Origin of the sequence: Mitsuaria sp. RG, assembly GCF_028369275.1 — a bacterium.
Classification (GTDB): Bacteria; Pseudomonadota; Gammaproteobacteria; order Pseudomonadales; family Pseudomonadaceae; genus Aquipseudomonas; species Aquipseudomonas peradeniyensis.
This window is the reverse complement of sequence record NZ_JAQMYQ010000020.1, coordinates 35582-56761: the sequence shown is the minus strand read 5'-3', so window position 1 is coordinate 56761 and position 21180 is coordinate 35582. Positions and strand designations below refer to the sequence as shown.

The 21180-nt window shown below is 65.2% G+C and carries 17 protein-coding genes; 1 reads left to right on the top strand and 16 read right to left on the bottom strand.

Features of this window, described 5'->3' with window-relative positions; translation table 11 throughout:
- Nucleotides 1-11: 11 nt before the first annotated feature.
- The 4 genes from POF53_RS13300 to secA form a co-directional block, all read right to left on the bottom strand.
- Complete coding sequence (locus POF53_RS13300; protein ID WP_254464492.1) at nucleotides 12-956, bottom strand: Nudix family hydrolase; 945 nt, start codon at nucleotides 954-956, stop codon at nucleotides 12-14.
- Nucleotides 953-1585 (bottom strand): glutathione S-transferase family protein, encoded by a 633-nt coding sequence (locus tag POF53_RS13295; RefSeq protein WP_232854665.1) that lies wholly within the window; start codon nucleotides 1583-1585, stop codon nucleotides 953-955. The genes POF53_RS13300 and POF53_RS13295 overlap by 4 nt, the downstream gene beginning before the upstream one ends.
- Nucleotides 1586-1723: 138 nt before the next feature.
- Nucleotides 1724-2941, bottom strand: coding sequence for a bifunctional glutamate N-acetyltransferase/amino-acid acetyltransferase ArgJ (gene argJ, locus POF53_RS13290; RefSeq protein WP_254464493.1), 1218 nt, complete (start codon nucleotides 2939-2941; stop codon nucleotides 1724-1726).
- 162 nt (nucleotides 2942-3103) lie between these two features.
- A complete protein-coding gene (gene secA, locus POF53_RS13285; protein WP_203647903.1) occupies nucleotides 3104-5839 on the bottom strand; it encodes a preprotein translocase subunit SecA in 2736 nt (911 codons plus the stop codon).
- 355 nt (nucleotides 5840-6194) lie between these two features.
- On the opposite strand from secA, the gene POF53_RS13280 reads away from it, so the two are divergent.
- On the top strand, nucleotides 6195-6650 hold the full coding sequence (locus tag POF53_RS13280; RefSeq protein WP_232854667.1) for a DUF721 domain-containing protein: 456 nt from the start codon (nucleotides 6195-6197) through the stop codon (nucleotides 6648-6650).
- A 164-nt stretch (nucleotides 6651-6814) separates the two neighbouring features.
- On the opposite strand, the gene lpxC is transcribed toward POF53_RS13280, so the two are convergent.
- The 12 genes from lpxC to POF53_RS13220 all read right to left on the bottom strand — a co-directional run bounded on the left by lpxC (nucleotide 6815) and on the right by POF53_RS13220 (nucleotide 21176).
- Nucleotides 6815-7726: a UDP-3-O-acyl-N-acetylglucosamine deacetylase gene (gene lpxC, locus POF53_RS13275; RefSeq protein WP_028689733.1), complete on the bottom strand. Its 912-nt coding sequence runs from the start codon at nucleotides 7724-7726 to the stop codon at nucleotides 6815-6817.
- A 112-nt stretch (nucleotides 7727-7838) separates the two neighbouring features.
- Nucleotides 7839-9035 (bottom strand): cell division protein FtsZ, encoded by a 1197-nt coding sequence (ftsZ, locus tag POF53_RS13270; protein WP_054894013.1) that lies wholly within the window; start codon nucleotides 9033-9035, stop codon nucleotides 7839-7841.
- A 55-nt stretch (nucleotides 9036-9090) separates the two neighbouring features.
- Nucleotides 9091-10359 carry a cell division protein FtsA gene (gene ftsA / locus POF53_RS13265; RefSeq protein WP_028689735.1) on the bottom strand — a complete coding sequence of 423 codons (1269 nt, stop codon included), beginning with the start codon at nucleotides 10357-10359 and terminating at the stop codon, nucleotides 9091-9093.
- 14 nt (nucleotides 10360-10373) lie between these two features.
- Entirely contained in the window at nucleotides 10374-11243 is an 870-nt protein-coding gene (locus tag POF53_RS13260) for a cell division protein FtsQ/DivIB (protein WP_498968045.1), read from the bottom strand.
- Nucleotides 11244-11249: 6 nt separating this feature from the next.
- Nucleotides 11250-12206 carry a D-alanine--D-alanine ligase gene (locus POF53_RS13255; RefSeq protein WP_203647905.1) on the bottom strand — a complete coding sequence of 319 codons (957 nt, stop codon included), beginning with the start codon at nucleotides 12204-12206 and terminating at the stop codon, nucleotides 11250-11252.
- Nucleotides 12203-13651, bottom strand: a complete 1449-nt coding sequence (gene murC / locus POF53_RS13250) for a UDP-N-acetylmuramate--L-alanine ligase (RefSeq protein WP_203647906.1) — start codon at nucleotides 13649-13651, stop codon at nucleotides 12203-12205. The genes POF53_RS13255 and murC overlap by 4 nt, the downstream gene beginning before the upstream one ends.
- On the bottom strand, nucleotides 13644-14723 hold the full coding sequence (murG, locus tag POF53_RS13245) for an undecaprenyldiphospho-muramoylpentapeptide beta-N-acetylglucosaminyltransferase (RefSeq protein WP_203647907.1): 1080 nt from the start codon (nucleotides 14721-14723) through the stop codon (nucleotides 13644-13646). Before murG ends, murC begins: the two co-directional genes overlap by 8 nt.
- Nucleotides 14713-15927, bottom strand: a complete 1215-nt coding sequence (gene ftsW / locus POF53_RS13240) for a putative lipid II flippase FtsW (protein WP_189657241.1) — start codon at nucleotides 15925-15927, stop codon at nucleotides 14713-14715. Before ftsW ends, murG begins: the two co-directional genes overlap by 11 nt.
- On the bottom strand, nucleotides 15924-17270 hold the full coding sequence (murD, locus tag POF53_RS13235; RefSeq protein WP_498968041.1) for a UDP-N-acetylmuramoyl-L-alanine--D-glutamate ligase: 1347 nt from the start codon (nucleotides 17268-17270) through the stop codon (nucleotides 15924-15926). Before murD ends, ftsW begins: the two co-directional genes overlap by 4 nt.
- 6 nt (nucleotides 17271-17276) lie before the next feature.
- Nucleotides 17277-18359 carry a phospho-N-acetylmuramoyl-pentapeptide-transferase gene (gene mraY, locus POF53_RS13230; protein ID WP_028689742.1) on the bottom strand — a complete coding sequence of 361 codons (1083 nt, stop codon included), beginning with the start codon at nucleotides 18357-18359 and terminating at the stop codon, nucleotides 17277-17279.
- Nucleotides 18359-19726 (bottom strand): UDP-N-acetylmuramoyl-tripeptide--D-alanyl-D-alanine ligase, encoded by a 1368-nt coding sequence (locus POF53_RS13225; RefSeq protein WP_234562084.1) that lies wholly within the window; start codon nucleotides 19724-19726, stop codon nucleotides 18359-18361. The genes mraY and POF53_RS13225 overlap by 1 nt, the downstream gene beginning before the upstream one ends.
- Nucleotides 19719-21176 carry a UDP-N-acetylmuramoyl-L-alanyl-D-glutamate--2,6-diaminopimelate ligase gene (locus POF53_RS13220; protein WP_498968039.1) on the bottom strand — a complete coding sequence of 486 codons (1458 nt, stop codon included), beginning with the start codon at nucleotides 21174-21176 and terminating at the stop codon, nucleotides 19719-19721. Before POF53_RS13220 ends, POF53_RS13225 begins: the two co-directional genes overlap by 8 nt.
- Between the last annotated feature and the right edge of the window lie 4 nt (nucleotides 21177-21180).

The following is a 21180-nucleotide window of genomic DNA, read 5'->3' as shown; positions in this document are numbered from 1 at the left end:
GGCCTGATGTATCAGATCTCAGGCCAGAACGCCCGGATCCCGGCCACACCCTGCGCCCCAACCTCCCAGGCCTGCTCCCGCTCACCCGGCCCGACCCCGCCCAGCAGAAACACCGGATGGCTGATTCCGCCGATCAACCGCTGCGCCTCGTCCCACCCCAGCGGCACCGCCTCCGGGTGAGTCTGGGTCGCCTGCACCGGCGACAAGGTGACGAAATCCACCCCCATCTGCTCGGCCAACGCCAGTTCCTCGGCACTGTGGCAGGACGCCGCCAGCCAACGCTCCTTCGGGAATGGCCGCCCCTTGGCGGCATACTTGCGCAACTGCGCGGCGGTCAGGTGCCAGCCCGCCGACGGGAAGTCGCCCAGCCATTCCAGTGGCCCCTTGAGCATCAACTGGGCTTTGCCCGCACACAGGCCGACCGCATCCACCGCGACGTCGCGGTACTTGGGGTCGTACATGTCCGGCGCACGCAGCTGGATCAGCTTGATGCCGCTGGCCACGGCCTTCTGGATACCCTTGAGCAGCTCAGGCACCTCCAAACCGTCCGGGGTGATCAGGTACTGGTCGGGCAAGCGCGCCGCAGCGACGATCGGCTTGTTGGCCTCGGGGAACTCATACTGGCCAAGGTCACGCGGCGCCACCCAGGCCAGGGGCTGCCCCTCGGCGCCATGGGGTTCGCCGGTAAAGACGTGCACTTCACGCACATCCAGCAGTACTTGCTTGTCCGGATAGTCGTGGCTGACCTTGATCAACGGCCGCGAAGTCGCGACCTCGATACCCAGTTCCTCACGCAACTCACGGGCCAGCGCCGCCTCGACGCCCTCACCCTCCTCCACCTTGCCGCCGGGGAACTCCCACAGGCCGCCCTGGTGCTGGGTATCGGCGCGGCGGGCAATCAGGATCCGCCCGTCGGCGCCACGAATGACCGCTGCGACTACATGAATCCGTTTCACCCTTCACGCTCCGCCAGGCCAGCTTGTTGCCAGGCCTGGAAGGCCGGCCATTGGTAGATGGTCTCGATGTAGGCAGCCGCTTCGGCCGGCACCGCAACACGGTAGGTACGCAGGCGTACGGCCACCGGCGCGAAGAAGGCGTCGGCCAGGGTCGGCCGGCCGAACAGGAACGGGCCGTTGCCCTTGGCGACCACGCGGCATTCGTTCCACAGGGCAACGATGCGGTCGATATCGACCTGCACGTCCAGCGGCACCTCATCCAGCGCCTGGGCACGAGACAGGTCGAACGGCATGGCGCCACGCAGGGCGAAGAAGCCGCTGTGCATCTGCGCGCAGGCCGAACGGGCCTGGGCACGGGCGGCGATGTCCTCGGGCCACAGGCGGGCCTCGGGGTGGCGTTCGTTGAGGTATTCGGCGATGGCCAGGGAGTCGGCGATCACGCCGTGCTCGCTCTGCAGCAGCGGCACCTTGGCGGTGGCCGAGAAGGCCAGCAGGCGCTGGCGGGTGTCAGGCTGGTTGAGCTTGACCAGGGTTTCTTCGTAGGGGACGCCGGCCAGCTCGAGGGCCAGGGCGCCGCGTAGCGACCAGGAGGAATACAGCTTGTCGCCGATGATCAGGTGATAGCTCATGATTGGGCTCCAGCGGAATCGGGATATTGGGGCTGCCTTGCAGCCCTTTCGCGGCACAAGGCCGCTCCTACAGGAGATCGCGTTCCCTTGTAGGAGCGGCCTTGTGCCGCGAAAGGGCCGCAAAGCGGCCCCTATGCATCAGGTCCGGTATTCGGCGTTGATCTTCACGTACTCGTGGGACAGGTCGGTGGTCCAGATGGTTTCGCTGCACTGGCCACGACCCAGCTCGATGCGGATGGTGATCTCCTCCTGGGCCATCACTGCCGAACCCTGCGCCTCGGTGTAGCTCGGGCTGCGACCGCCCTGGCTGGCGATGCACACGTTGTCGAGGTAGACGTCGATCAGGCTAACATCCAGCTCTGGCACACCGGCACGGCCAACCGCGGCGAGGATACGGCCCCAGTTGGGGTCGGAGGCGAACAGCGCGGTCTTGATCAGCGGCGAGTGGGCCACGGCGTAGCCGACGTCCAGGCACTCCTGGTGGTTGCCACCGCCGTTGACCTGCACGGTGACGAACTTGGTGGCGCCTTCGCCGTCACGGACGATGGCCTGGGCCACCTCCATGCACACCTCGAACACCGCTTTCTTCAGCGCTTCGAACAGTGCGCCGCTGGCCTCGGTCACTTCCGGCACATCGGCCTTGCCGGTGGCAATCAGCATGCAGCAGTCGTTGGTCGAGGTGTCGCCGTCGATGGTGATGCGGTTGAACGACTTGTTGGCGCCGTCGAGCATCAGGTCCTTGAGCACCGCCGGGGCGACCTTGGCGTCGGTGGCGATGTAGCCGAGCATGGTGGCCATGTTCGGGCGAATCATGCCCGCGCCCTTGCTGATGCCGGTGACGGTGATGGTCTTGCCGTCGTACTGGAACTGGCGGCTGGCGCCCTTGGGCAGGGTGTCGGTGGTCATGATGCCGGTGGCGGCTTCGGCCCAGTGGTTTTCCGACAGGTTGTCCAGGGCGGCCTGCAGCGCGCCTTCGATCTTCTCGACCGGCAGCGGCTCGCCGATCACGCCGGTGGAGAACGGCAACACGGACTCCGCCGGCACGCCGGCAAGCTCCGCCAGCTTGGCGCAGGTGCGCTCGGCGGCGGCCAGACCCGGCGCGCCGGTCCCGGCGTTGGCGTTGCCGGTGTTGGTCAGCAGATAACGCACGGTGCCCTGCACACGCTGCTTGGAGAGGATCACCGGGGCCGCGCAAAAGGCGTTGAGGGTGAACACGCCGGCGACGCTGGAGCCTTCGGCGCAGCGCATCACCACCACATCCTTGCGCCCTGGGCGCTTGATGCCCGCCGAGGCGATACCGAGTTCGAAACCGGGAACCGGGTGCAGGGTGGGCAGGGGACCAAGACCAACAGCCATTAGAGCGCTCCTAGAAAATTGTGGGGAATTAGGGGGCGCTTTGCGCCCCTTTCGCGGCACAAGGCCGCTCCTACAGGGGTGTTGCGATTCCTGTAGGAGCGGCCTTGTGCCGCGAAGGGCTGCAAGGCAGCCCCGGGATCTCAAGCCAGTGGCGAATTCAGATCATTCAATCTGACCATGGCAATGCTTGAATTTCTTGCCCGAACCACACCAGCACGGCTCGTTGCGGCCCAGCTTCATGTCGTTGCGAACCGGTGCAGAGGCCACCGCGACTTCAGCGCCTTCCTCAGCCAGCTGCTCACCTTCCAGGCCCGGCGCGGCGGCATGCTGGAACTGCATGCGGCTGGCCAGTTCCTCGGCCTCGCGGCGCAGGCGCGCCTCTTCCTCGGCCGGGTCTTCGCGGCGTACCTGGACGTGCGACAGCACGCGGATGGTGTCGCGCTTGATCGACTCCAGCAGTTCCTGGAACAGGGTGAACGACTCGCGCTTGTACTCCTGCTTCGGGTTCTTCTGCGCATAGCCACGCAGGTGGATACCGTGGCGCAGGTGGTCCATGGTCGACAGGTGGTCTTTCCACAGGTCGTCCAGCACGCGCAGCAGGATCTGCTTCTCGAAGGTGCGCAGGGCGTCGATGCCGGCCTGGTCTTCCTTCTCGTTGTAGGCGTCGGTGATTTCCTTGATCAGCCGCTCGCGCAGGGTCTCCTCGTAGAGGTGATCGTCCTCGTCGAGCCACTGCTGGATCGGCAGCTTGATGGCGAAATCGCTAGCCAGCGAAGCTTCCAGGCCGGCCACGTCCCACTGCTCGGGCAGCGATTGCGGCGGGATGTGCTGGCTGATGGTGGCGTCGAGCACTTCCTGGCGGAACTCGGCGATGGTGTCGCCGATGTTCTCGGCGGCCAGCAGGCTGTTGCGCATGTGGTAGATCACCTTGCGCTGCTCGTTGGCCACGTCATCGTATTCGAGCAGTTGCTTGCGGATGTCGAAGTTGCGGCCTTCGACCTTGCGCTGCGCCTTCTCGATGGCGTTGGTCACCATGCGGTGCTCGATGGCCTCGCCGGACTGCATCCCCAGGGCCTTCATGAAGTTCTTCACCCGGTCGGAGGCGAAGATGCGCATCAGGCTGTCTTCCAGCGACAGGTAGAAGCGGCTGGAACCGGCATCGCCCTGACGGCCGGCACGGCCACGCAGCTGGTTGTCGATGCGGCGCGACTCGTGGCGCTCGGAGGCGATCACGTGCAGGCCACCGGCTTCCAGCACCTGCTGGTGACGCTTCTGCCAGTCGGCCTTGATCTGGGCGATCTGCTCGGTGGTCGGGTTGTCCAGGGCGGCCACTTCGGCCTCCCAGTTGCCGCCCAGCAGGATGTCGGTACCACGACCGGCCATGTTGGTGGCGATGGTCAGCGCGCCCGGAGCACCGGCTTGCGCGATGATCTCGGCTTCTTTCTCGTGGTACTTGGCGTTCAGGACCTTGTGGTCGATACCTTCCTTCTTGAGCAGGTTGGACATGTGCTCGGAGGTTTCGATGGTCGCGGTACCGACCAGGACCGGACGGCCATGGGCCATGCTTTCCTTGATGTCGGCGATGATCGCGGCGTACTTCTCGTCGGCGGTCAGGTACACCAGGTCGTTGAAGTCCTTGCGGGCCAACGGCTTGTTCGGTGGGATGACCATCACGTTGAGGTTGTAGATCTGGGCGAACTCGAACGCCTCGGTGTCGGCGGTACCGGTCATGCCGGACAGCTTGCTGTAGAGACGGAAGTAGTTCTGGAAGGTGGTCGAGGCCAGGGTCTGGCTCTCGGCCTGGATGTTCAGGTTTTCCTTGGCCTCGATGGCCTGGTGCAGGCCTTCGGACAGGCGGCGGCCCGGCATGGTACGGCCGGTGTGCTCGTCGATCAGGAGGATCTGGCCTTCCTGGACGATGTACTCGACGTTGCGGTGGAACAGCTTGTGCGCGCGCAGGCCGGCGTAGACGTGGGTCAGCAGGCTCAGGTTGTGCGCCGAATACAGGCTCTCGCCCTCGGCCAGCAGGCCGGACTGGGTCAGCATGTCCTCGATGAACTGGTGGCCGGCCTCGTTCAGTTCGACCTGGCGGCTCTTCTCGTCGATGCTGTAGTGGCCCTCTTGGGTCACCTGGCCTTCGACTTCCTCGATGTGCTGGGTCAGACGCGGGATCAGGCGGTTGATCTCGATGTACAGCTTGGAGCTGTCCTCGGCCTGGCCGGAGATGATCAGCGGGGTGCGCGCCTCGTCGATGAGGATCGAGTCGACTTCGTCGATCACGGCGAAGTTCAGCTCACGCTGGAACTTCTCGTCCTGACTGAACGCCATGTTGTCGCGCAGGTAGTCGAAACCGAATTCGTTGTTGGTGCCGTAGGTGATGTCGGCGGCATAGGCGGCACGCTTTTCTTCCGGCGGCTGGAAGGCCGAGACGATGCCGACGTTGAGGCCGAGGAACTCGTACAGCGGACGCATCCAGTTGGCGTCGCGGCGGGCCAGGTAGTCGTTGACGGTGACCACGTGCACGCCCTTGCCGGACAGCGCGTTGAGGTACACGGCCAGGGTACCGACCAAGGTCTTGCCTTCACCGGTACGCATTTCTGCGATCATGCCTTCGTGCAAGGTCATGCCGCCGATCAGCTGGACATCGAAGTGACGCATGCCCATCACGCGCTTGCCGGCCTCGCGGGCCACGGCGAAGGCTTCGGGCAGCAGCTGGTCGAGAGTCTCGCCTTTGGCCAGACGCTCCTTGAACTCTGCGGTCTTGCCCCGCAGCTGCTCGTCGGAGAGGGCCACCATCTTCTCTTCGAAGGCATTGACGGTGCTCACCGTCTTGAGCATGCGTTTGATTTCACGCTCGTTCTTGCTTCCAAAAAGTTTTTTTAACAAAGGCGCAAACATATCGGCAGGATCTTCCACACGTAGGGATGGAGGGCGGCCCCGTGAGTCGCCCGTGCAGCCCTGAGGCCGCATGCGAACGAGCATTCTACCCGGAAACGATGGTGAGGAAAGTGGTGGATTTCCACGATGCTGGCACAGCGCTTTTAGGGGGCCTGACTAACATAGGGGCTTTTTGCGCAAGTTCAAGGTGCGCGAAGATGAAACGTATCGCGAATGACTTGCATCAAGATCCGACGACCGCTCGCGGGGCAAGCCCGCTCCCACGCCCCGCCACACGCTGGCGTGGGAGCGGGCTTGCCCCGCGATGAATGCCCAACTGGTAGACTGTCGATCCTGTAACCCTCTGCAGACCTCCATGGCCTACAAACCCACCCCTGCCCGCCCCCCCGCCGACCTGTTGCGCAAGGCACGGCCACTGCGCCTGCTGCTCAACCAGGCCGAACGCCTCGAGCACCTGCAGCGCCTGCTGGAAAGCCAGCTGCAACCGGCCGCCCGCGAGCACTGCCACGTGGCCTCCTGGAAGGAAGGGACATTATTGCTGGTGGTAACCGACGGCCATTGGGCCACCCGTCTGCGCTACCAGCAGAAGCGCCTGCAACGCCAGCTGCAAGCCATGGAGGCGTTCGCCAACCTGAGCCGCATCCAGTTCAAGGTGCAACCACCGCTGGTAGCAGCAAAACACGAAGGTCACGGGCCTGAACTGTCGGAATCTGCCGCAGACAGCATCCTAGGTTCGGCCGAGGGCATCAGCGACCCGAAGCTGCGCGCAGCGCTGGAGCGCCTGGCGGCGCATGCGCAGAGCAAAGCCTGATACACGACCACGTGGGAGCGGCGATGCGGCGACCCGACTTGCCCCGCGATAGCGTGCGCGGGCCTATCGCGGGTCAAGCCCGCTCCCACGCTCCACCTTCTGGCTGCACTCCATAAAAAAGGCCACCCGAAGGTGGCCTTAATCACTAGAGAGAGTGTTCGAACTTACACGGCCGCAACAGGGCGCATGTACGAGATCGGTGCCGTGCTGGCATCTTCGAAGGTGACCACTTCCCAAGCGTCCGTTTCAGCGATCAGCTTGCGCAGCAGCTGGTTGTTCAGCGCGTGTCCGGACTTGTAGCCCTTGAACTCGCCGATCAGGCTGTTGCCCAGCAGATATAGGTCGCCGATGGCGTCGAGGATCTTGTGCTTGACGAATTCGTCATCGGAACGAAGGCCGTCTTCGTTAAGCACGCCGGTCTCGTCGACCACGATGGCGTTCTCCACGCTGCCGCCCAACGCAAGGTTGTGCTTGCGCAGGTACTCGATGTCACGCATGAAGCCGAACGTGCGGGCACGGCTGACTTCCTTGACGAACGAGGTGCTAGAGAAATCTACGACCGCGCTCTGGGTCTGGCCCTTGAGGACCGGGTGATCGAAGTCGATCTCGAAGCTCACCTTGAACCCGTCGAAAGGCAGGAAAGTGGCGCGCTTGTCGCCCTCTTCCACCGTCACTTCGCGCAGGATGCGGATGAACTTCTTGGCTGCGTCCTGTTCTTCCAGGCCGGCCGATTGGATCAGGAATACGAAGGGTCCGGCGCTGCCATCCATGATCGGCACTTCCGAGGCGGAGAGCTCGACGTAGGCGTTATCGATGCCCAGGCCCGCCATGGCGGAGAGCAGGTGCTCGACCGTATCGACTTTGACGTCACCGTTGACCAATGTCGTGGACATGGTGGTCTCACCGACGTTGGCCGCGCGCGCCGGGATTTCGACCACAGGGTCGAGGTCGGCGCGACGGAAGACGATGCCGGTGTCGACAGGCGCAGGCTTGAGGGTCAGGTAGACCTTCTCCCCGGAGTGCAGGCCGACACCTGTGGCACGGATGGTATTCTTCAGGGTGCGTTGTCTAATCATGGCATTGGCCGCTTCAGCGCAAATTGCGAACAGGTATCAACAAAGGCTGGGGATGATAACAGACCCGGCCTTTGCTGAACACCAATCACCCTAATACCCCTGATAAATTCCATTAATCGGCCTGACGACGCAGGAACGCCGGGATATCCAGGTAGTCCAGATCATCCTGAGGGTTGAGTTTAGCTGCCGCCGCGGCACCCGCGTGGGCCTGGTTGCGCATCACGGTCGGACGCTCCAGGTCACGGTAGTTGACCGCCGACTGCTCCTGGCGAACCGGGGCCGGGTTGGAGGACTCATACACCTGCTGGGCAGTCTGCAGGGTGTTGTCGACCACCTTGACCGGTTTCTCGATACGCGCGCCCAGGCCAGTGGCCACCACGGTCACGTGCAGCTCGTCGCGCATGTCCGGGTCGATCACGGTGCCGACCTTGACCATCGCGTGGTCGGAGGCGAAGGCCTCGATGATGCTACCCACGTCGGAGTACTCGCCCAGCGACAGGTCGGGACCTGCGGTGATGTTCACCAGGATGCCGCGGGCGCCCTGCAGGTTGACGTCCTCGAGCAGCGGGTTGCGGATCGCCGCTTCGGTGGCTTCGCGAGCACGGTTCGGGCCGCTGGCGCAACCGGTACCCATCATCGCCATGCCCATCTCGCCCATCACGGTGCGCACGTCGGCAAAGTCGACGTTGATCATGCCCGGACGCTTGATGATGTCGGAGATACCGCGAACGGCACCGGCCAGCACGTCGTCGGCCTTGGCGAAGGCGGACAGCAGGCTTGCATCCTTGCCAAGGATGGTCAGCAGCTTCTCGTTGGGGATGGTGATCAGCGAGTCGACGCTTTCAGCCAGCATGCGGATGCCTTCGTCGGCGATCTGCATGCGCTTGCGGCCCTCGAACGGGAACGGACGGGTCACCACCGCAACGGTGAGGATGCCCATTTCCTTGGCCACTTCGGCGATGATCGGCGCCGCACCGGTACCGGTACCGCCGCCCATGCCGGTGGTGATGAACACCATGTTGGTGCCCTGCAGCACCTCGGCGATGCGCTCACGGTCTTCCAGAGCGGCCTGACGGCCGACTTCCGGATTGGCACCGGCACCCAGGCCCTTGGTCACACCCGTGCCCAGTTGCAGGATGGTGCGTGCGCCGATGTTTTTCAGCGCCTGAGCATCGGTGTTGGCGCAGATGAATTCCACGCCTTCGATGCTGCTCTTGACCATGTGGTTGACGGCGTTGCCGCCGCCACCGCCAACGCCGATCACCTTGATGACCGGACTTTGCGGGACGTTGTCTACGAGCTCGAACATTTTCCCTCTCCTTACAGTTCTCTAGTTGTCGCGCCTACCACTACTGCTTTGAAACTTAGAAGTTGCTCTGGACCCAACGCTTGAGTCGTTCAAGCACAGGGCCCTTCGGTTCATCGCCATAGCTGTTGTTGCTGCTGTTGCTGTTGCTGATACCGGTCAGGGACGGGTCCTCGGACTGCTTCTGCAGGCCGTAGGTGAGCAGGCCCACACCGGTGGAATAGATCGGGTTGCGCACCACGTCGCTCAGGCCCCGAACGCTGTGCGGCACGCCCAGGCGTACTGGCATGTGGAAGATCTCCTCGGCCAGTTCCACGGCGCCTTCCATCTTCGCGGTGCCGCCGGTGAGGACGATGCCGGCCGGCACCAGGTCCTCGAAGCCGCTGCGACGCAGTTCGGCCTGGATCAGGGTGAACAGCTCGTCGTAACGCGGCTCCACCACTTCGGCCAGGGCCTGGCGCGACAACTCGCGCGGCGGGCGGTCGCCGACGCTCGGCACCTTGATGGTCTCGCCGGCACCGGCCAGCTTGGCCAGGGCGCAGGCGTAGCGGATCTTGATTTCCTCGGCGTACTGCGTGGGGGTGCGCAGGGCCATGGCGATATCGTTGGTGACCTGATCGCCGGCGATCGGGATCACCGCGGTGTGACGGATCGCGCCTTCGGTGAAGATGGCGATGTCGGTGGTGCCGCCGCCGATGTCCACCAGGCACACGCCCAGCTCTTTCTCGTCGTCGGTCAGCACCGAGTAGGCCGAGGCCAGCTGCTCGAGGATGATGTCGTCGATTTCCAGGCCGCAGCGGCGCACGCACTTCTCGATGTTCTGCGCCGCGTTGACCGCGCAGGTGACCACGTGGACCTTGGCTTCCAGGCGCACGCCCGACATACCCAGGGGCTCGCGCACGCCTTCCTGGTTGTCGATCACGTAGTCCTGCGGCAGGGTGTGCAGCACCCGCTGGTCGGCCGGAATGGCCACGGCCTGGGCGGCATCGAGCACGCGCTCGAGGTCGGCGGTGCTGACTTCGCGGTCGCGGATGGCGACGATGCCGTGGGAGTTCAGGCTCCGGATGTGGTTGCCGGCCACGCCGACGAACGCCGAGTGGATGCGGCAGCCGGCCATCAGCTGGGCCTCTTCGACGGCGCGCTGGATCGACTGCACGGTCGATTCGATGTTCACCACCACGCCCTTCTTCAGGCCGCGGGACGGATGGGTGCCGATCCCGACGATCTCCAGGGTGCCGTCCTCGCCGACCTCACCCACCAGCGCCACCACCTTGGAGGTGCCGATGTCCAGCCCGACGATCATTTTGCCGCTATGCGCGTTTGCCATGGTCCTGCCTCTCTCTAATTCTTCGCAACGGCGGGTTGGGCCGTCGTCGGTGCATTCGGTTCCCGCCAACCAACGGCAAGTCCGTTGGAATAACGCAGATCGATGCGGGCGATATTGGTGATCTGGTCTTTAAGCGATTTGTCGTAAATGGCAATGAAACGGCGCATCTTCTCCACCAGATGGTCGCGCCCCAGCAGCAGCTCGACGCCCGCCCCGGCGCTGCCCGCACCGGTGGTCAGGAACCAGCTGCCTCGCTCGCGCAGCTCCAGGCGAGCGATGGAAAAGCCCATGGGGCGCAGCATCTGGCTCAATACCTGATACTGCTGCATGACTTGTTGCTGAGCGCGCTGCGGCCCGAACAGCTGCGGCAGGTGCTCGTAGTTGGCCAGCTCGCGCGGGGTGAAGGCCTGGCCCTGGTTGTTGAGCAAGGCCTCGTCGCCCCAGCGCGCCACCGGCAACTGTTCTTCCAGGCGGATCACCACCTCGTCCGGCCACACCCGGCGCACTTCGGCGTGGGCGATCCAGGGCATCTGCTCCAGCTCCACGCGCATCGCCGCCAGGTCGACGGTGAAGAAGCTCGCCGCCACGTACGGCGCGATCCGCTGCTGCACCGACTGCTGGCTGATGTAGCTGAGGTCGCCCTGCACGTCGATCTTGGTGATCGGCCGGTCGGCGTAGGGCATCAGGCGGACGGCGCCCTCGTAGGCGCCAAAGCCCGCAGCCACCAGCAGCACCGGCCACAGCAGGCGCTTGAGGCCACCGAAGCTTGGCCGAGGCAGGCGCGCCGATACGGGCTCGTCGGCCACCAGTCGGCTGGCGCCACGCGGCACCGGCTTGCTGCGGCCGGTAACGGGTGGTTGCTGACGTATCATCGCGCCTTGCATGGCTGGTTAACCTCGCTTCGCTACGCTGTCGGCCAGGATCGCCAGCACCAGTTGCTGGAAGTCCAGGCCGGCGGCGCGGGCCGCCATGGGCACCAGGCTATGGTCGGTCATGCCCGGTGCGGTGTTGACCTCGAGCAGCCAGAACCGGCCCTGCTCGTCCTGCATCACGTCCAGCCGGCCCCAACCCTCGATGCCAACGGCATCGCAGGCGCGCGCGGTCAGGTCGATCAGTTCCTGTTCCTTGACGCTGTCCAGGCCGCACGGGATGCGGTACTGGGTGTCATTGGCGATGTACTTGGCGTCGTAGTCGTAGAACACGTGCGGGGTGCCCAGCGCGATCGGCGGCAGCACCTGGCCACGCAATACGGCGACGGTGAACTCCGGGCCGTGGATCCATTGCTCGACCAGTACCTGCGAATCGTATTTGGCGGCGTCTTTCCAGGCGGCGACCAGTTCCTGCTCGCTGTTCACCTTGGCCATGCCGATGCTCGAACCTTCATGGGCAGGTTTGACGATCAACGGGAAGCCCAGTTCCGCACTGGCGGCAACACAATCCTGCTCGCTGCCCAGCACCGCGTGACGCGGGGTCGGGATGCCCAGGCTCTGCCACACCTGCTTGGTGCGCAGCTTGTCCATGGCCAGCGCCGAGGCGAGGATGCCGCTGCCGGTGTAAGGGATGCCCAGGCATTCGAGCAGGCCCTGCATGCTGCCGTCCTCACCGCCACGGCCGTGGAGGATGATGAAGGCGCGGTCGATCTTCTCGTTCTGCAAGCGATCCAGCAGGTCGTCACCGACGTCGATGGCGACCACGTCGACTCCGGCGCTGCTCAGCGCCTCGATCACGGCCCTGCCCGACTTGAGCGAGACCTCGCGCTCGGCGCTCTTGCCACCGTACAACACGGCGACGCGGCCGAAGGCCTTGACGTCGAGGGTGGAATGCAGCGTGTCGTAGGCGCTGGTCATTTCGACTTCTCCTGCTTGGCGCCGGCGAACAGCGGGCTTTTCATCAGTTGCGGGGCCAGGCCGCCGACATCACCGGCACCCTGGCAGATCAGGATGTCGCCGGCGCGCAGCAGCGGCTTGACCAGCGGCGCGAGCTCGGCGCCGCGCTCGATGTAGATCGGGTCGAGCTTGCCGCGCTGGCGGATGCTGTGGCACAGCTGGCGGCTGTCGGCACCGGGGATCGGCTCTTCGCCGGCCGGGTAGACCTCCATCAGCAGCAGCACGTTGGCATCGCCCAGCACCTGCACGAAATCGTCGTACAGGTCGCGGGTGCGGCTGTAGCGGTGCGGCTGGTAGACGATCACCAGGCGACGGCTCGGCCAGCCGCCACGCACGGCCTTGATCACCGCGGCGACTTCGGTCGGGTGGTGGCCGTAGTCGTCGACCAGCATCACGCTGCCGCCGTCGACCGGCAACTCGCCGTACACCTGGAAGCGTCGACCGACGCCCTGGAAGCCCGACAGGCCCTGGACGATGGCTTGGTCGCTGATGCCTTCGTCGGTGGCGATGGCGATGGTGGCCAGGGCGTTGAGCACGTTGTGGTTGCCCGGCATGTTCACCGACACTTCCAGCGGCTCGCAGTCACGGCGCAGCACGGTGAAGTGGGTCTGCATGCCTTGCTGGCGCACGTTGATGGCGCGGATATCGGCCTCTTCGCTGAAGCCGTAGGTGACGGTCGGACGCTTGACCTGCGGCAGGATCTCGCGCACCACCGGGTCGTCCAGGCACATCACCGCCAGCCCGTAGAACGGCAGGTTGTGCAGGAACTCGACGAAGGTCTTCTTCAGCTTGTTGAAGTCGCCCTCGTAGGTGGCCATGTGGTCGGCGTCGATGTTGGTGACCACGGCGACCATCGGCTGCAGGTGCAGGAAGCTGGCGTCGCTCTCGTCGGCCTCGGCAATCAGGTAGCGGCTGGTGCCCAGCTGCGCGTTGGTGCCGGCCGCGGTCAGGCGACCGCCGATGACGAAGGTCGGGTCCAGGCCACCGGCGGCGAACACCGAGGCCAGCAGGCTGGTGGTGGTGGTCTTGCCGTGGGTGCCGGCAACGGCAACGCCGTGACGGTAGCGCATCAGCTCGGCGAGCATCTCGGCGCGTGGCACCACGGGAATGCGGCGTTCCAGGGCGGTGGCGACTTCCGGGTTGGCCGGGTTGATCGCGCTCGACACCACCAGCACATCGGCGTTGGCGGCGTTCTCGGCGCGGTGGCCGACGAAGATCTGCGCGCCGAACGACTGCAGGCGCTCGGTCACCGGCGACTCTTTCAGGTCGGAACCGGACACTTCATAGCCCAGGTTCAGCAGCACTTCGGCAATGCCGCACATGCCCACGCCGCCGATACCGACGAAGTGGATGCGACGGATACGGCCCATTTTCGGGTGGGGCATGGCTTTCTGGCTCTCAACCATGGGCCACCTCCAGGCAGATATCGACCACGGTGCTGGTTGCGCCAGGTTTGGCCAGGCGGCGGGCGGTGCCGGCCATGGCGTTGAGTTTCTCGGGTTGCATCAGCACCTCGTTCAGGCGTTCAGCGAGCTGCGCTGCGCCAGTAGTCGCTTGTGGCATCAGGAAGGCGGCGCCTTCGCGAGCCAGGTATTGGGCGTTGTGGGTCTGGTGGTCGTCGATGGCATGGGGCAAGGGCACCAGCATCGAGGGCAGGCCCGCCGCCGCGAGTTCGCTGACGGTCAGGGCGCCGGCCCGGCACACCACCATATCGGCCCAGCCATAGGCATGGGCCATGTCCTTGATGAACGGTTCGACCTGGGCCTCGACACCCGCCTCGTGATAACGCTCGGCGGTGACAGGGGCGTGATTTTTCCCGGCCTGGTGGAACACCTCGGGGCGCAGGTTCGCCGGCACTTCGGACAGGGCCTTAGGCAACAATTTGTTCAATGGTTCCGCACCCAGGCTGCCGCCCATGACCAGCAGGCGCGCACGGCGCTCGGCCAGGGGCGCGCGTGCCGCCTCCATGAACAGCTCAGCACGCACCGGATTGCCGGTGGTGCGCAGCTTGTCGCTGGCGGCGAAGGTGTCCGGGAAGGCTTCGCAGACACGTGCGGCCAACGGCAGCAGCAGGCGATTGGTGGTGCCGGCGCGGGCATTCTGCTCGTGGATCACCAGCGGCACCCCGCACAAGCGGGCGGCAACACCGCCGGGGCCGGTCACATAGCCACCGAAGCCGACCACGCAGACCGGCTTGAGCTCACGCACGATGCGCCGCGCCTGCAGCACGGCCTTGATCAAAGTGAACGGTGCCTTGAGCAGCGACAGCTTGCCCTTGCCACGCAGGCCGGTGACCTGGATCAGGTGCAGCGGCAGGCCGGCCTGGGGTACCAGTTCGTTCTCGATGCCACGCGGGGTGCCCAGCCAGTGCACGCTGTAGCCACGGGCCTGGAACTCGCGGGCGCAGGCCAGGGCCGGGAACACGTGGCCCCCGGTACCGCCGGCCATGATCAGGATGTTCTTGCCGTCAGCGGCCATGACTGGTCTCCTCGGCAAAATCGCTCTCCTTGAATTCGTGTTCCTCGCTGCCCAGATGCGTGCGACTCTCCCACTCGATGCGCAGCAATAGCCCGACGCAGGCGCAGCAGATCACCAGCGAGCTGCCGCCGTAGCTGAGGAACGGCAGGGTCAGGCCCTTGGTCGGCAGCAGGCCGACGTTCACGCCGATGTTGATCAGGAATTGGCCGATCCACAGGAACGACAGGCCAAAGGCCATGTAGGCGGCGAAGAACTGCTTGGCCTTCTCGGCCCACAGGCCGATGTACAGCGCACGCACGGTAATGAAGACGAACAGCGCGATGGTCAGCAGCGAGCCGATCACGCCCAGCTCTTCGGCCAGCACCGAGAACACGAAGTCGGTGTGCGCCTCGGGCAGGTAGAACTGCTTCTGCACACTGTTGCCCAGGCCCACACCCAGCCACTCGCCGCGGCCGAAGGCGATCAGCGCCTGGGTCAGCTGGTAGCCGGAGCCGAACTGGTCGGACCAGGGGTCGGTGAAGGTGATCAGGCGCGCCATGCGGTACGGCTGGGCCTGGACCAGCACCACCACCGAAATGACCGCCAGCACCACCATCAGCGAGAAGCGGAACAACCCTACCCCGCCAAGGAACAGCATGGCCGCCGCGGCGCCCATCATCACCACCGTGGCGCCGAAGTCCGGCTCCATCAGCAGCAGGCCGGCCATCGGCAGTAGCACGATGAACGGCTTGAAGAAGCCCATCCAGCTCTCGCGCACCTCGGTCTGCCGGCGCACCAGGTAGCCAGCGAGGTAGATGACCACGAAGACCTTGGCGATCTCCGACGGCTGCACGTTGAAGAAGCTGAAGCCGATCCAGCGCATCGAACCATTCACTTCACGGCCAATACCCGGTACCAGTACCAGCACCAGCAGGCCGAAGGCACCGATCAGCATGAGGAAGCCCATGCGCTGCCAGGTGGCGATCGGCACCAGCATGGTCATCAACCCGGCGCCCAGGCCGAGGGTGACGTACACCAGGTGGCGGAACATGTGGTACAGCGGGTTGCCCGACTGCACCGCGGCCACTTCCGAGGAGGCCGAAGTAATCATCACCAGGCCCAGGCCCAGCAGCGCCAGGCAACCGGCCAGCAGCGGGAAGTCGAGGTCGATGCCACGGCCGCTGATCAGCGGCGACGGGTACGGTTTGAGGATGCCGAAGATCATGCCAGCCCCTCCGCCGCCTGGGCGAACAGGCGCCCGCGTTCTTCGAAATTCTTGAACATGTCGAGGCTGGCGCAGGCAGGCGACAGCAGTACCGCGTCACCCGGCTGGGCCAGCTCGGCGCAACGCTGCACGGCTTCGTCGAGGCTCTTGACCCGGACTTGCGCCACGGCATCGCCCAAGGTTTCGGCCAGACGCTCGGCGTCACGGCCCAGCAGCACCACGGCACGGCAGTGTTGAGCCACCGGCTCGCGCAGGGCGGCGAAGTCGGCGCCCTTGCCGTCGCCACCGGCGATCAGTACCAGCTTGCCTTCGATATCGGCGCCCAGGCCTTCGATGGCGGCCAGGGCCGCACCGACGTTGGTGGCCTTGGAATCGTCGTACCAGTTCACTCCGTTGCGCTCACGTACCCACTGGCAGCGATGGGCCAGGCCCTTGAATTCACGCAGCGCCTCGAGCATCGGCTCGAATGGCAGGCCGGCGGCATGGCCGAGAGCCAGCGCGGCCAGGGCATTGCTCTGGTTGTGGGCGCCACGGATCTTCAGCTCACGCACCGGCATGAGGGCCTGGAATTCGAAGGCCAGGTACTTCTCGCCCTCGACCTCGCGCAGGCCAAAGGCCTTGAAGTCCGGCGCGTTGAGACCGAAGCTCCAGCTCGGCCGGCCTTCGACCGGCAATGGACGGCTCAGGGCATCCTGGCGGTTCACCACCACCTGGCGGGCGCCGCGGAAGATCCGGTGCTTGGCCAGGTGATAGGCCGGCAGGCCGCTGTAGCGGTCCATGTGGTCTTCGCTGATGTTCAGCACGGTGGCCACTTCGGCGTTGAGCTGGTCGGTGGTCTCCAGCTGGAAGCTCGACAGCTCCAGCACGTACAGCTCGACATCGTCGGCCAGCAGGTCGAGGGCCGGGGTGCCAAGGTTGCCGCCGACTGCCACACGTTTGCCTGCCTTGGCGACCATCTCGCCGACCAGGGTGGTCACGGTGCTCTTGGCGTTGGAGCCGCTGATGGCGATGATCGGCGCCTTGGCGTGGCGGGCGAACAGCTCGATGTCGCCGGACAGCTTCACGCCGCGCGCGGCAGCCTGCTGCAGGGCAGGCGTGGCCAGGGCCAGGCCGGGGCTCACGTACAGCTCGTTGGCCCGGCACAGGAAATCCACGTCCAGCTCGCCACAGCGCACTTCCACCTGCGGGTACTCACGGCGCAGGGTGTCCAGTTCCGGCGGTTGCTCGCGGGTGTCGGCGACCGCAAAGGCAATGCCCCGGTTCGCCAGGAAGCGAACCAGGGACATGCCGCTCTTGCCGAGGCCGACAACGATGCGGAATTGGTCGGAAGCGATCAGTGACACGCTCGGTTACCTCAGTTTCAGGGTGGCAAGGCCAATCAGCACCAGAATCACGGTGATGATCCAGAAGCGGACGATCACCCGTGGCTCGGGCCAACCCTTGAGTTCAAAGTGGTGATGGATCGGCGCCATGCGGAACACGCGCTTGCCGGTGAGCTTGAACGAAGCCACCTGGATGACCACCGACAGGGTTTCCATCACGAACACGCCGCCCATGATGAACAGGACGATCTCCTGGCGGACGATCACCGCGATGGTCCCCAGGGCCGCGCCCAGCGCCAGTGCGCCGACGTCGCCCATGAACACCTGGGCCGGGTAGGTGTTGAACCACAGGAAGCCCAGGCCGGCGCCGATCAGCGCGCCGCAGAACACGATCAGCTCGCCCGCGCCAGGCACGTACGGGATCAGCAGGTATTCGGCGAACTTCACGTTGCCCGACAGGTAGCAGAAGATGCCCAGGGCACCGCCGACCATCACCGTCGGCATGATCGCCAGGCCATCGAGGCCGTCGGTCAGGTTGACCGCGTTGCTCGAGCCGACGATGACGAAATAGGTCAGCACGATGAACCCGGCGCCCAGCGGAATCGCCAGGTCCTTGAGCATCGGAATGATCAGCGTGGTCTCGACGCTGGTCGGCGCGGTCTTGTACAGGAAGATCGCCGCGGCCAGGCCGAACACCGACTGCCAGAAATATTTCCAGCGGCTTGGCAGGCCGCGGGAGTTCTTCTCGATCACCTTGCGGTAGTCATCGACCCAGCCGATGGCGCCGAACGCCAGGGTGACGATCAAGACAACCCATACGTAGCGATTGGTCAGGTCGGCCCACAGCAGGGTGCTGATGGCGATGGCGGACAGGATCAGCGCGCCGCCCATGGTCGGGGTGCCGGATTTGGACAGGTGCGATTGCGGGCCGTCGTTGCGCACGGCCTGACCGATCTGGCGGATCTGCAGGGTACGGATCATCCACGGGCCCAACCACAGGGCCAGTGACAACGCGGTCAGCACACCCAGGATCCCGCGCAGGGTCAGGTACTGGAAGACCGCGAAGCCCTTGTGGAACTGTTGCAGATACTCAGCCAACAGCAGCAGCATTAATGTTTCTCCCCGCTGGCACCACACAGTGCGGCCACGACGTTTTCCATCGCAGCGCTGCGCGAGCCCTTGATCAAGATAGTGGTGTCGCTGGCATTCTCGGTGCCAACGGCAGCGATAAGCTCAGCTTGAGTGGCGAAATGGCGGGCATTGGCGCCGAACGCCTTGACCGCATGAGCCATGTTGGCACCCACCGCGTACAGCGCGTCGACCTTGCCGCGTGCGTAGTCACCCACCTGGCGGTGACCTTCCTCGGCCCATTGCCCCAGTTCGCCGATATCCCCGAGCACCAGGACGGTGCGTCCGGAAAAGCCGGCGAGTATATCAATGGCGGCGCACATCGAGGTGGGATTTGCGTTGTAGCTGTCGTCGATGACCCGCACGCCGTTCGGCGCGATCTGCGCCACGGTGCGGCCCTTGACCGGTTGCACGGCGTTCAGACCGGCGGCGATGCCGCTCAGGCTCAGACCGACGGCATGGGCGGCGGCCGCAGCGGCCAGGGCGTTGCTGACGTTGTGGGTGCCGAGCAGGTTCAACTGCACCGGGACGCTGCCAGTCGGGCCGTGCAGGGTGAACGACGGGCAGCCACGAGCGTCGCGCCCGATATCACTGGCGTGGAAGTCCGCCTGCGGATTGTCCAGGGCGAAACTGAAGATGCGGTGAGCGCCTGCCCGCTTGCGCCAGATCTCGAACGCCTTGTCGGCCAGGTTGAGGATGGCCGTGCCGCCCTCGCCCAGGCCTTCGAGGATTTCGCCCTTGGCCTCGACGATCTTCTCCGGGCCACCGAACTCACCGACATGGGCGGTACCGGCGTTATTGATGATGACCACTTGCGGCTGGGTCAGGCCAACGGTGTAGCGAATCTCGCCAATGCGCGAGGCGCCCAGCTCGATCACCGCGGCGCTGTGCTCCGGAGCGATCTCCAGCAGGGTCAAAGGTGCGCCGAGGTCGTTGTTCAGGTTGCCACGGGTGGCATGCACCGGCCCGCGGGTGCGCAGGATCGCGGCGAGCATTTCCTTGACCGTGGTCTTGCCGCTGGAGCCGGTGATGGCCACCACCGGCTTGTCGAAGGCGGCACGGTTCAGGGCGCCGAGCTGGCCAAGGGCGATACGGCAATCGGCGACCAGCAGCTGTGGCAGGTCGACATCGCTGACTTCACGCTCGACCAGCGCGGCGACGGCGCCTTTGGCTTTCACGTCGGCCAGATAGTCGTGGCCATCGAAGCGCGGCCCGGTCAGGGCGACGAACAGCTGGCCGGCACCGACGGTGCGGCTGTCGATGCTCACTCCGCTGAAGCTGGCGTCGGCCCCTGCCAGGCGTGCACCCAGGGCACCGGTCAGCTGGCTGAGAATCATCGGCTTAAGCATGTGGCGCCTCCCAGGCTGCAAGTGCCTTGTCGGCTTCGACCAGGTCGGAGAAGTCATGGCGCTTGCCGTTGATCTCCTGGTAGTCCTCGTGACCCTTGCCTGCCAAGACGATCACGTCGTCGGCCCTGGCACTGGCGATCAGTTGGGCAATGGCCGTGCCACGGCCGGCGACGAACGCGACGGCCGCAGGCTTGGCGAAACCGGGGCGAATATCGGCAAAGATCCGCAGGGGGTCTTCGCTACGCGGGTTGTCGTCGGTGACCAGCACACGGTCGGCCAGGCGCTCGGCCACTTCGGCCATCAGCGGACGCTTGCCGGCGTCACGATCGCCACCACAGCCGAATAGGCACAGCAGCTTGCCGTGAGCGTGCGGACGCAAGGCTTCGAGTACTTTCTCCAGAGCATCCGGAGTGTGGGCGTAATCGACCACCACCAACGGCTTGTCACCGCCACCCAGGCGCTGCATGCGACCGACCGGCCCGTGCAGTTGCGGGGTGACCTTGAGAATTTCATCCAGCGGGTAATCCAGCGCCATCAGCGTGGCTACCGCCGCCAGCATGTTGCTCAGATTGAAACGCCCCAGCAGGCGGCTGCGCAGGACATGCTCGCCCTGTGGGGTGACGATCACGGCGCGCACGCCATCATCGTTGAAGGCAGACTCTTTGCAGAACAGCGTCGCCGCCGAATCCTGCAGGCTGTAGCTGATCAGGCGCGATGTGGCTGGAGCGTCTGCCAGGCGACGCCCAAAGTCATCGTCCAGGTTGACCACCCGGGCGCGCAGGCTTGGCCAGGCGAACAGCTTGGCCTTGGCGGCCTCGTAGGCCTCCATGCTGCCGTGGTAGTCCAGGTGGTCGCGGGACAGGTTGGTCATCACCGCGATATCGAAGTCCAGCGCGGCCACCCGACCCTGTTCGAGGGCATGGGAGGAAACCTCCATGGCCACGGCCTTGGCGCCGCCCTTTTTCAGGTCGTTCAAGGTCGATTGCACAGCAATCGGGTCCGGCGTGGTCAGGCGACCACTCTGCAGCTCGCCATAGAAGCCAGTGCCAAGCGTGCCGATCAGGCCACAACGCCGGCCAAGGGCATCAAGCGCCTGGCCCAGCAGCTGGGTCACGCTGGTCTTGCCGTTGGTACCGGTCACGCCGACCAGGTCGAGCTGACGGCTCGGTTCGCCATAGAAGCGCCCGGCGATCTGCGACAACTGGCCGATCAGGCCCTTGACCGGAATCAGCGGCGCATCGGTGAGCGGCAGCACGCTGGCACCCTGCTCTTCATAGGCCACCGCGGCGGCGCCACGGGCCAAGGCATCGGCGATATGCGCGCGACCATCGACCTTGGCCCCCGGCACGGCCAGGAACAGGTCGCCCGGACGCACGGCGCGGCTGTCCAGGGTCAGCTCGCGGATCAACGGATCGCGGCTGGCATGGGCAAACAGTTTGCTCAATGGCATCGTC